Annotated in this window: 9 protein-coding genes; 3 read left to right on the plus strand and 6 right to left on the minus strand. The window is 72.0% G+C overall.

Annotation, left to right across the window (positions count from 1 at the left end):
• The first annotated feature begins 328 nt into the window (after positions 1-328).
• Positions 329-1,018, plus strand: a complete 690-nt coding sequence (locus tag D7V97_RS32525; protein ID WP_120614512.1) for a response regulator — start codon at positions 329-331, stop codon at positions 1,016-1,018.
• 3 nt (positions 1,019-1,021) lie between these two features.
• Here D7V97_RS32525 and D7V97_RS32530 read toward each other — a convergent pair whose 3' ends face one another.
• The 5 genes from D7V97_RS32530 to D7V97_RS32550 form a co-directional block, all read right to left on the minus strand.
• Entirely contained in the window at positions 1,022-4,228 is a 3,207-nt protein-coding gene (locus tag D7V97_RS32530) for a bpX6 domain-containing protein (RefSeq protein WP_120614513.1), read from the minus strand.
• Positions 4,225-6,036 carry a hypothetical protein gene (locus D7V97_RS32535; protein WP_120614514.1) on the minus strand — a complete coding sequence of 604 codons (1,812 nt, stop codon included), beginning with the start codon at positions 6,034-6,036 and terminating at the stop codon, positions 4,225-4,227. Before D7V97_RS32535 ends, D7V97_RS32530 begins: the two co-directional genes overlap by 4 nt.
• The gene (locus D7V97_RS32540) at positions 6,033-6,482 is read right to left on the minus strand and encodes a hypothetical protein (RefSeq protein WP_120614515.1); all 450 of its coding nucleotides are present in this window, start codon (positions 6,480-6,482) and stop codon (positions 6,033-6,035) included. Before D7V97_RS32540 ends, D7V97_RS32535 begins: the two co-directional genes overlap by 4 nt.
• Before the next feature lie 111 nt (positions 6,483-6,593).
• On the minus strand, positions 6,594-7,349 hold the full coding sequence (locus D7V97_RS32545) for a hypothetical protein (protein WP_147445062.1): 756 nt from the start codon (positions 7,347-7,349) through the stop codon (positions 6,594-6,596).
• 19 nt (positions 7,350-7,368) lie between these two features.
• The gene (locus D7V97_RS32550; protein ID WP_120614517.1) at positions 7,369-7,965 is read right to left on the minus strand and encodes a hypothetical protein; all 597 of its coding nucleotides are present in this window, start codon (positions 7,963-7,965) and stop codon (positions 7,369-7,371) included.
• 172 nt (positions 7,966-8,137) lie between these two features.
• Here D7V97_RS32550 and D7V97_RS32555 point away from each other — a divergent pair, with 172 nt between their 5' ends.
• Positions 8,138-9,046, plus strand: coding sequence for a DUF2381 family protein (locus D7V97_RS32555; RefSeq protein ID WP_120614518.1), 909 nt, complete (start codon positions 8,138-8,140; stop codon positions 9,044-9,046).
• A gap of 12 nt (positions 9,047-9,058) precedes the next feature.
• The gene (locus D7V97_RS32560) at positions 9,059-9,556 is read left to right on the plus strand and encodes a serine/threonine protein kinase (protein ID WP_120614519.1); all 498 of its coding nucleotides are present in this window, start codon (positions 9,059-9,061) and stop codon (positions 9,554-9,556) included.
• Positions 9,557-9,560: 4 nt separating this feature from the next.
• Here D7V97_RS32560 and D7V97_RS32565 read toward each other — a convergent pair whose 3' ends face one another.
• The gene (locus D7V97_RS32565; protein ID WP_120614520.1) at positions 9,561-10,718 is read right to left on the minus strand and encodes an AAA family ATPase; all 1,158 of its coding nucleotides are present in this window, start codon (positions 10,716-10,718) and stop codon (positions 9,561-9,563) included.
• Between the last annotated feature and the right edge of the window lie 128 nt (positions 10,719-10,846).

The following is a 10,846-nucleotide window of genomic DNA, read 5'->3' on the forward strand; positions in this document are numbered from 1 at the left end:
CGCCCCGGCAGCGGCACCGGGCCCCCCGGCATCAGGCTGGCCAGGGCCCCCAGCTCCTCCTGGAGCTGCTCGCGCACCCCCGACGGGCACGCGGAGAGTGTGTGCACCACCTGCGGTTCGAGCTGGAAGCGGTAGGCCATGACGGGCCCAAGGGTGTGCATTGCGGCCCACCTGCAACAAGACAGCCTGACGGTCATGGTCGCTGTTGGCCGGTGAGCGTCTGGGGAGAACAGTCCTCACGAAATCAATGTCGGACAGGCGACGCTCGGGGCCTCGATTGGACACGGGTCCAGTTCAAGAAACCCAGAGAAGGCGGGTCGAATCGGGGATGGCCATGGAGATGCGCCACCTGCTGCTCGTCGAGGACGATTTGACGTGGCGGGACGGAGTGGGACAGGCGGCACGCGAAGCCGGCTTCCAGGTGACGCCGGTGTCGGACGGCACCGAGGCGCTGGCGTGGCTGAGTCATCGGCCGCGGGCGCAGCACCCGGACCTCATCCTGCTGGACCTGCTGTTGCCGCGCGTGGACGGATGGGAGCTGTACGGGCGGCTGCGCACGGACGCGCGGCTGCGGCACCTGTCGGTGATGATGATGTCCTCGGCCCGGTGCCTTCCGCCGGAGGTGCCGTTGGGCGGGGTGGTGGGCTTCCTGCACAAGCCGGTGCGGCCGGAGGCGCTGGTGCTGGAGCTGATGGCGCGGCTGCGCGAGCTGCCCCGCCGCACGGAGGAGTGGCCGCGCGTGCCGTACGCGCTGCGCCTGCCGGACGCGTCGCTCTATTCGCTGCACTCCCTGCCGGATGCCATCCGCCACGCGGTGCGCGTGCACCTGCTGCGCGCCGCGGAGCTGGCGGCCACGGAGCTGCCGCTGGCGTCGTCGTGGCTGATGGCGCTGCCCAGCGAGAAGCCCTCGCTGCTGGTGACGGTGGAGGGCGTGCGGGTGGTGCTGGAGGTGGACGACGACGCGTGCGCGCTGACCGCGAGCATCGTCATCGTCCCCAGCCACCTGCACCGCGGCTGACGCTCACGCTACCGGCACGCGGTGGACCTCGCCGGAGTGCAGGTCCAGCCACACCACCCGACCCATCAGGTCGTGGACGATGAACCAACCCTCGCCGAGCCGCACGACCTGGGGCGGGGTGCCGGTGAACTCGACGCTCGCGCGCAGGTGTCCGACGACATCGCGCAGGGAGGTGGTGCGCGAGGTGCCCGCGCTGAACCGCGTCAGGCTCCAGCCGCGCCCCAGCACCAGCCCTACGCGCAAGGGCTCCGTCCGAGGAACGACGTGGTTCGGCCTGGAGACGAACGGAGACAGGACGTCCCCGCGGGAGGGAGTCTCCCCTTCGGGGGCGACGGAGCGCGCCGCGACGGCCTCTCCGTCGGCCGTGAGCGTGTGGATGTCCGGGGTCCAGGCCACGCCCGCCAGCTCCGCGCGGTGACGCAGGGTGGGTCCGCCCTCCAGGGCATGGCCCCAGCGCTCCAGGCGGCGGAAGTCCTGATCCTCGGAGAGGTGGAGGACGAGGAAGGACAGGTGCTGTTCGTCCACGGCCAGCTCCAGCACGGCGCCGCCCACCTTCGGTACCCGCCAGAGGGAGCGCAGGTCGTCCGCCAGCGCGTCCACCATCAGCACGGTGTCGCGCACGGCGACGAACCACCGGTCCCCGTCATACGTGGGGGCCCACGCGCCCAGCTCCGTGTCACACCAGCGCGAGGCCCGGCGCGCCACCAGGTCCAGCCGGGACAGGCGCCACACGTCACCCCGGCGCGCCAGCGCGAGCGCCCGGTCGCCCTGCGTGGAGATGACCAACGCGAACGCCGGCACGTCGAACCACGCGAGCGTCCGCCCGTCCGCGTCGACCAGCCGCGCGCCCGCTTCCCCCAGCGCGAGCAGCACGCGCCGGCCGGGCAGCACCACCGCGTCATGCACCGCGTGGGCGCCCGCATCGTTCTCCTCCAGCGTCACCCGCACGGTGGGCACGTGCGGCGTCGCGGACCACACGGGAATGGACGACTCCTTGGGCGTGGGCAGGTCCGTGCGGAGCGCGGCCATCGCGGGCTCCTTCACGGCGCGCAGCCGCTTGAGGATCGCGTCCAGGGCCAGGGAGGGCTGCGTCGCGCGGTCGCGCATCAGCGCGCGGAACGTGGGGACGAGCAGCGCGGCCTGGGCGTCGGAGGGTTCCTCCCGCAGGAGCTCCGTGGCGAAGGCGAGGCGCTCCGGGGCGCGCTCGGGGGACGTATCCGAGAGGAGCGCCTCCACCTGCCCACGTGCCGTGCTGAAGCCATCCGGGAACCCGAGCATCCAGTGCACCAGCAGCTTCGCGCCGCTCTCGCCGCCCGCGTGCACGCCCCGCTCCACCCAGGCCCGCGCCAGGTGGCGCGCGGACGTCACGGGCCACACGGCCTCCACCGCGCGAGCCCAGTTTCCGGCCTCCGCGAGTGATTCGGCCCACAGGAGCCGCAGCGCTTCGGCCTCGCGCGGATGGGATTTCTCCAGGCGCAGCACCGCGTCCGCGAACGCGCCTCCGCGCCGTGCGATGGCCACCGCGCGCGCGACATCACGGGCCAGCAACCACTGGCGCACGACGAGGCCGGCGGGCAGCTCACGGCCTTCGGCCAGCTCCGCGGCCAATCGCAGGCGGCCGTGCCGCTCCAGGAAGGAGACTGCCTCTTCGGCCGCGTTGAGCAGCTCCGCCAGGACGAAGGCGGCTTCGTCGATGCGGCCCTCGCGCTCCAGCCGGCGGAAGGTGGTGCGGTAGCGCTCGCGCAGGGCCTCGAACACGGCGGGGCCGCCGCCGAACACCTGGGCGCTGCCACTGCTTCCGCGAGGCTGGATGCGCAGTTGTTCGCGAGGGCCGGGGACGCCCAGGGCGAGCTGCGCCTGGGGGTCCGGATCCTTGCCGAGGGGAATCGCGTGGCGCAGGGCTTCGTCGAGCCGGCCTTCCTCGAACATCTCCAGGAGATTGCGCAGGTAGTCGCCCTTGCGCTTGCCGACAAGTGGCCCCAGCGGCGTGTGCTGGAGCATCCACGCCTTCATCCGTTCAAAAGCGCTGGGACCGCGCGGGGGCGCCTGGGTGCGCGCGGGCTGCGAGCCCTGGGTTGATTGGGATTCGGACGCGCCGCCGCCCAGCCACGAGCGCAGGGCCTGAAGCAGCGGTGATGAAGAACCGGGACCCGTGCCCGAGGGCGCGGAGTCCGCGCCGAAGGCCTGGCGCAAGCGAGAGAACAGGCCTCCACGCCGCACCGTCATCGCGCTTCCCGCAGCGGCTGCGGGCCTCGCACTGGAAGGCGCTGTCATCGTGTTCTTCGCACCGAATGCCTGGCGCAAGCGCGAGAGCAAACCTCCGCGTCGCACCGTCATCGCGGTGTCCGACGAGCCTGCGGGCCTTGCACCGAATGCCTGGCGCAAGCGCGAGAACAAGCCTCCGCGCCGCACCGTCATCGCGGTGCCCGAGCCAGCTTCGGGCTTCAAACCGAAGGCACGGCGCACCCGTGCAGACCGCTCCCTCCGCTGCGCCGTCGCGATGTCCTCAGCGGCGGCTGGCCTTGCACTGAAGGCCTGTCGCAACCGTGCGAACAGTCCCTCGCGCCGCACCACCACCGTCTCTCCCGGCCGTCGTGAGAAAGCCCGGCGCAGGCGCGCGAGCCATCCCTCCCGCCGCGCGACCACGACCTCCCCCCGCCCCTCCATGAGCGCCAGCATCCGCTGGGCCTCGGGCGCGAGCGCTGGCACTCCCGGTCCGAACCATTCGCGCGTGGGCGGCGGCACGGGCGCCAGCATGTGCCGCATCGTCGGCGGCGGCGCGCCCAATCCCTTCACCTGCATCCGCTGCCACCCGGACACGTCCAGCCACGCCCCCAGGTCCACCTGCCGCAACTCACCGGGCACGTGCAGCCGCGCGACACCCTCATGCACCAGCACGACCGCTCCAGGAGGCGGCGCCAATCGCTCGCGCTCCTTCGCAGCCAGCGGCGCGCTCGTGAGCACACCCGACTCCAGCACCAAGGGCAGTCCCGGCGCGGCGTCCACGGCCACGGTGCACGGCGTCGCCAACCGCAGCAGGTGGCCTCCCGCCAGCGCCCAGACGGTGGCCCCGGGCCTCCACGCGGCCAACACACGGGCACGGGCCTCGGTCGCGCCCAACGTTCCGGGGTGGAACCAGAAGGCCGCCGCCACCACCGTTCCCCGGTGCACGTGGATCCGGGGACGCAGCGCTCCGGAAGGTCCGCTCACGGCGTGGCCCCCGGCAGGGCGCGGTAGAGGAACGTCTTCTCCATCAGGTCCCACAACACCAGCTCACCCGCCTTCGTCAGCCAGCCGAACACTGGCTGCCCGTGGCTCGCCTCCGCCTGCACCACGTCGTTGCTCGCCAGGGCCAGGATCCGGGGAGCCTGTTGTGAGAAGAAGTAGAACGTCCGCAGGTCGGGGTCGAGCGTGAGCAGCCCCGGCGGAGAAGGCGCGGGAGGCTGCACCACCCCCACCACGCGCTGCTGTTCGGGCACCAGGACTTCCCTCACGCCCGTGTCCAGGAACAGCCGCCACGTGTCCGCCGAGTGGCGCACCGCCAGCAACCCCGCGTCGGGATGCGCCGCGGAAGGGGAGTAGCCGAAGAACGCGTCGCCGTGACGGGCATTGAGCGGAGCGACCCGCGGCTCCCCCTCGCCCAGCACCCCGAGCCGCGCGACGAGCGCAAGGCCCGGGCCGGCCGGAGGAGGCCGCATGACGTAGACGGGCTTGTGCCGCACCTCCGCCATCGCGGAGACATGCGGTTCCACCGGAAGGAGCGGCACGGTGCCCGTGGCCCTGGGAGGCGGAAGCGAGACCAACCACCCGCGTCGGTCCCGCATCCAGATCAGCTCCTGGCCCCGTGGATCCACCATGCTCATGAGCCGCAGGGGCTGCGCTCCCACTGGCGGATCCGGTCGCTCCGCCTCCACCTGCACGTGGTAGCGGCCCTTGCGCGCCCCGTCGGGCGTCCGCACCTGCCCGTGCATCACGTAGTCATCTCCCGTGCGCGCCAGCACCAGCAGCCCCCCCGAGGGGCGCCAGCCCGCCGCGATGATCCGCTGCCCCTCGGGCACCTGGAGGCGCCGGGGCTTGGGCACGGTGGCGCGCGGCGAGTGCGGCACCGCCATGGCCGCGACGCTGCCATCGCTGTGATGCAACAACAGGCGGCGGCCATCCCCGGAGAAGGCGAAGCCGATGAGGCGCTTCTCCTTCCGGATCAGCACCGGCGGCGCCGTGAGGCTCTGGCCAAACGGATTGCGCAGCAGCCGCAGGCAGTCGTCCGGGGGCGGAAGCTCCAGCACCACCGACCGGGCGACACGCGCCGCGGGCCGCACGTCCACCGCGAGCCGGTGCGCGCCGGGCTCCATCGGCTCGGTCACCTCCACGCGGGACATCCCCTCCGCGCCGTCCAGCCGTGCCAACCGGGGAGCACCCACCAGCCACGCATCCCCGGGGGCCTGCTGGAGCGCCAGCGCCTCGCGCCACGCGGCCAGGTGGTGCGACGACGCGGGTTCGACGGAGCGGGCCTCCAGCCACTTCAGCAGCGCGTTGCCATCCAGCCCCGTGTGCGTGGCGCGCTCGGGGTCGGACTGGAGCGCGCCCCAGGTGAACGCGGCGCCCGCAGCCTCGGCCCTTCGCGCGAGCACCACCAGCAACGCGAGGTGCGCGATGCGTGGCAGCCCCAGTTGATCCGGCCCCGCGTCCAGCAGCACCACCGTGCGCAGGGCCCCGCGCGGTTGGCGGAACGCGGGCTTGAGGAATGACAGCTCACCGAACGCCGCGCGGCGCACCAGCTCCTCCGGAGCCTCCAGCGCCCACAGCCATTCACTGACGAGCAGCCGCTCGAAGGGGCCCCGTCGGGTGAGCCCGTCATAGCCCTGCGGCTCTCCGCCCTCCGCTTCACCGCGAGGCCGCAGCCCCCCGAGCGCCGCCGACAGCCGCGCCACGTGCGCCCCCAACTGGAGCGCGAGGTCGTCCGGGAAGAGGGACAGCTGGGTCGCCCAGGGGCGCAGCGCCGGAGGCAGCGCGGTCACGTCACCGCCTCCGTCCCGAGCCACGCCTGCAACGAAGCACGCACCACCGGCTGGGCCGAGCCCACCGGCACCAGCTGCCCGGAAGCCGGCAACACCGCGAGCGGCGAATCCCCCTGCCCCGCGAGCAACGCGCGCTCCAGCAGGGACACCGCCACCTCCGGCTCCAGCGCGCACGGCAGCAGGAGCGCGGGGGCCAGCGGGTCGCGCCCCAGGTAGACGACGCCCTCCACCCACGGCAGCGAAGCCTCCGCGCCCAGCAGCACGAGCACGTCCGCGCCCGCGACCCCGCTCCACGCCGCCAGCGTCGCGTCGTCCGCGAGCATCGCCCGCTGTCCCAGCGCATGCGCCACCGCGCCCACGCCGGCCACGGCGACGGGCTCCAGCGGCGCGGCCCTGGGACGCCAGCGCACGGGCAGCCCCGCGACGCGCTCCGGTTGCGGCCTCATGACTCCCAGCTTCTTCCCACCGGACACGATGCCCGGCGCGCGGTGCTCACGCGCCCAGTCTAGTCAGCTCGGGACCGGACCGGATACAGCGCCGTGAGGCACACGCTCCCGTCAGCGGGACGGCAGCGCGGAGGCCGTCACCGTCGGCAGGGCGCGGTACTCCTCCGTCAGCACGAAGCCGTCCCCCATGTTGGTGACACGGGTGAGCGCGTAGAAGTCCTGGAAGCGGTACTCGGCGCTCGCCTGCCGCAGCAGCCCCTGCTGGAGCTCCGCGACACTTCCATCGCCGTCCTGCTTCGTCGCCGGACCCGCCAGCCGCGCGAGCGACGCGTTCGCGGCGATGAACGTCGCGCTGATGGGCGCCGCGTCCACCGCGCGGCTCACCGCGATGACGGACACGAGCTTGTCGTCCGCGCCGAACGTCACCCACAGGTTGCGGATCCCCGCCTCGCGGCCCGTGCCGGGAAAGAGCGCCGCCGGCACGTCCGCGCAATCCAGGTCCCCCTGGCTGCGCGGCGTCACGCACTTCACGCCATGCTGATCCGCCCAGGCGAGCAGCCGCGCGCGCGTCGTCTGCTCGAAGTCGAAGCCCAGGGCGGGCCGGGCCGCCGCGGGCCCCGCCCCCCGGTGGAGGTCCGCGAAGCGCTGCCTCGCGGCCTCCTTCTGCTCTGGGGCCTGCTTCACGTCGTACCCCAGCGGACAGCCCGCGGCCGTCGCGGCCTGGGGCATGGACATGCCCATCCACTTCAGCAGCGGCCGGCCTGAAGGCGTATGCGCGAAGCCCATCACCGCCGTGAACGCCACGGCGAGGCCCGCGATGGAAACCAACGCGCGGCGCGCGGTCCTGGGGAGTACGAAGCGATTCATGGGAGCCCTCGGAGGGTGACTACTTGCCGACGATGGAGGCCTTGAACGCGGCGTCCGTCACGATGGGAGCGAAGCAGGACGACACGTCCGCGGCCGTGACGCCGTTGTCCGTCAGCGCCGGCACCACCATGTTGGCGATGAAGTAGTCGTACTGGGAGGCGGTGATGGCCATGCCCACGTGCGCCGCCGCCATGTTCTGCGGCCCCGTGTACATCTTGCCGTCGGCGTAGGTGATGGATTCCGGACCGCCGTACGCATAGACGAGGAAGGCCGCGAGCTTGCCCTCGAACGTCGCCGCGTCGTCCGCGTAGGCCGGGCCCTTGCTGGCATCACCGATGTGGGTGAACGACTCGCCCAGGTTGGTGGTGCCCTTGGGGCCGCCCACTTCCGCCAGCGTCTTCGCGACGATGGACTTGTTCACCGCGACGAAGGCGTTCGCGCCGAACGTGTCCCACGCGTTCTTGTTGCTGCTCGTGCAGCGCAGCGACGTGCCCGGCCCCGTGCCCGTGGGGTTGTAGGTCGTGCCCGCGTCCGGGGTCATGTCGTCGTCATCGTCTCCGCAACCGACCAACAGGGCTGTCGAGGCGAGCGCGAGCGCGGCGAAGGTGTTTCGCATGAAGAGTGCTCCCATGGCTGGAATGCCACCCACCTTTACGGAGCCCCGCACGCGTTGGATTCAGCGCGTCTTCATGAGGCCCGCGACCCCACGGATTCAGCGTGTCATTCCGTGCCGGACCTGCCCCAAAAGGTAGTTGATATTCATGCGAACCTGATAGGTTGCTACCATCATGAGGAAGCGCCTCGACAGCCTCTTCCTGGGCCTGCTGCTGACCGCCACGGTGGCCACGGCCCAGGAGCGCCAGCCCCTGGTGCGGAACGTCTATCTTTCAGACGACCCCAGCCAGGAAGTGCCGCGGATCCACGTGGGCTCGCGCATCGCCACGGTGCTGCGCTTCGAGGAGGACGTCGACCCGGCCCGGACCGCGTTGCTGGGCTGGGAGGGGCGGTTCGAGCCCATCCTGTCAGGTGGCAAGTCCGTGCTGCTGGTGCCGCGACAGAGCCTCCCGCCCGAGGACACGTTCCTGCTCCGGGTGACGCTCCAGGATGGAACGGAGCTCCCGTTCACTCTCAACGCCCGGGAGGATGGACAGGCGGATCAGCAGATCAATGTCTTTCGCAACATTGAAAGCCCGGACGCCATGCGTTCGCGCCTGTCCGACTCCCGCATCCGGGAGCGCCGGCTCTGGGAAGAGAACGAGCGCTTCCGTCAGGAAGAGACCTCGGTGGACCACTCGCTGGCCGCGCTCCTGACCCAGGGCGCCGTGAAGATGACGCCCTTCCGCGTCGCACGTTCCTGGACGTTCTCCTGCGACATCGGGACGGTGGAGATCCGCGGCTATATCCATTCCAGCAAGACGGCGGTCGTCTTCGCGATCACGAACCAGGCGTCGAAGACCCCCTGGCGCCTGGGGCAAGCCCGGCTGTCGGTTGAATCCAGTGGAAAGGCCTGGCCCTTCGCGCTGCGGATGGATCAAGAGGAGATCGTCCAGGGCGCCTCGGGAACCATCGCGGTCGTCGCCGACCTGAGCACCTTCGATTTCAAGAAGGGCTCCGAAAAACTCATCCTTGAACTCATCCGTCACGACGGTCTCAGAGAGGCGTTGGTCGTGCTGGAAGAGACGGGCCCGCACAAGTAGACCCTCCCATCCATGGCTCCTTCCCCCGTGATTCGCTCCTGCTCCCTCCTGCTGCTGGGCCTCCTCATCGGTTGCGCGACCGCGGGTCCCGGCCATGTCGCCGTGCGCTCCGACGGAACCCCGGAACCCGAAGACTGCCCGGAAGAAGCCTTGAAGGCGATGCGGCTCCTGGGGCTGCAGGTCTCCGATGGCTCCACGCTGGAACTCGACGTCAACCAGGCGGACACCCGACCCGTCTACCTGCGCGAGGGCCCCATCGAAAGCGAGCTGAACCACAGCCTCGGCCCGCTGGACCCCGGCACGCTGATGTACGGGCGGATCTGGACGGGCGGACAGCAGGTTGTCATCCGCTACTACGAGGCCAAGCCACCCGACCGTGAGAGGCTGCCCCTCTGCGCGGTGGCCCGCACCGCGAAGGGTCAGCTGCGGAAGCTGCCCGGCTCCAAGCCTGGAACCGCCACCCTGGAGTTCTCGGGCTCGGGCGTCTACATCGTCGACGGGTTCCGCTAGGGCCTCACGCCGCCCGCGAGCCCACGGGGGTGAGCGCCTCCGCCACCTCCGCGCGCAGCGTGCGCAACGCCTCCGGCAGCGACTCCGGCGCGAAGCCCGCGTCCATCTCGCGCGCCACGCCCTCCAGCTTGAGCCGCCACGCGGCCAGCGCGTCCCCGTCCGCATCCAGGGGCCGCGTCTCCAACAGCACCTGTCCCGCCTGGGCGATGCGCTGTGCCCGCGCGAGCGGCCCCGCGCTCGCCTCCAGCGCCGCGGCCGGCAGCGCCGCGTTCTCCGACGCGGAGAGCACGTCGCGCAGCACGTCCCGCGCGAGCGCCTGCGCCTCCTTCGTGGGCACCGCGTAGACGAGCGGCCACAGGTCCGACACGCCCGGCGTCGCGCGCCCCGCCAGCGCCGCCGCCGCCGCCACCAGCCGCTGCACCTTCACCGCCCGACGGTCCGACAGGGCGATGCCCGCGGCCCGCAGCGTCCGCAGCGCCTGCGCCAGATGCGGCCGCACCGGCGCCAGGTCCGCGTCGCGCGCCGCGTTCGCCACCACGTCCAGCGACTCCAGCGACGCCACCCTCGGCGCCGCGTCCCGCCACAGCGACGCGCCGCCCGCGAGCAGCTCCTCCAGCCGGGGGTCGGGCACCGGCTCCACGAAGATGCGCGCCAGGAAGCGGTCGGAGAAGGCGGCCAGCGCGTCGTCCTCCGGCAGCGCGTTGGACGCGCCCACGCACACCCGCAGGGGGCACTGCATGCGCGTGTGCCCGCGCCGGAAGGTGCGCTCGTTGAGCAGGCCCAGCAGCGTGTTGAGGATGGCGGTGGAGCCCAGGAACACCTCGTCCAGGAACGCCACCTCCGCCTCCGGCAGCATGCCCGCCGTCTCCGTCTCCACCACGCCTTCGCGCAGCTTGCGCAGGTCCACCGGCCCGAAGATTTCGGACGGCTCCGTGAAGCGGCCCAGCAGGTACTCGAAGTATGAGCCGCCAAGCGCGCGCGCCGTGCGCCGCACCGCCTCGCTCTTCGCCGTGCCCGGTGGACCGATGACGAGCAGGTGCTCGCCCGCCACCGCCGACAGTGCCACCAACTCCACCATCGCCTCGCGCTCCACCAGCCCCCGCCCCGCGTCGGTGAGGGCGTCGCGGACGGTGGCCGCCGCGACTTCGAACGTAACGGACATGGGCGCGAGCCTAGCCGGTGCGCATACACTGGCGCGATGGGAACGAAGTGGACGTGGCTGGCGCTGGCGGGGGTGTTGGGGGCAGGGCCAGCCACGTCCACTTCGTTCCCATCGCGCCAGTGTATGCG

Origin of the sequence: Corallococcus sp. CA053C, assembly GCF_003611675.1 — a bacterium.
In the GTDB taxonomy this organism is placed as follows: Bacteria; Myxococcota; Myxococcia; order Myxococcales; family Myxococcaceae; genus Corallococcus.

What these genes read in the sequence shown, in the direction of transcription:
- D7V97_RS32525 (WP_120614512.1), top strand. Translation starts at nt 329, where the DNA reads ATGGCCATGGAGATGCGCCACCTGCTGCTCGTCGAGGACGATTTGACG.
- D7V97_RS32540 (WP_120614515.1), bottom strand. Translation starts at nt 6,482, where the DNA reads ATGAGGCCGCAACCGGAGCGCGTCGCGGGGCTGCCCGTGCGCTGGCGT.
- D7V97_RS32545 (WP_147445062.1), bottom strand. Translation starts at nt 7,349, where the DNA reads ATGAATCGCTTCGTACTCCCCAGGACCGCGCGCCGCGCGTTGGTTTCC.
- D7V97_RS32550 (WP_120614517.1), bottom strand. Translation starts at nt 7,965, where the DNA reads ATGCGAAACACCTTCGCCGCGCTCGCGCTCGCCTCGACAGCCCTGTTG.
- D7V97_RS32555 (WP_120614518.1), top strand. Translation starts at nt 8,138, where the DNA reads ATGAGGAAGCGCCTCGACAGCCTCTTCCTGGGCCTGCTGCTGACCGCC.
- D7V97_RS32560 (WP_120614519.1), top strand. Translation starts at nt 9,059, where the DNA reads ATGGCTCCTTCCCCCGTGATTCGCTCCTGCTCCCTCCTGCTGCTGGGC.
- D7V97_RS32565 (WP_120614520.1), bottom strand. Translation starts at nt 10,718, where the DNA reads ATGTCCGTTACGTTCGAAGTCGCGGCGGCCACCGTCCGCGACGCCCTC.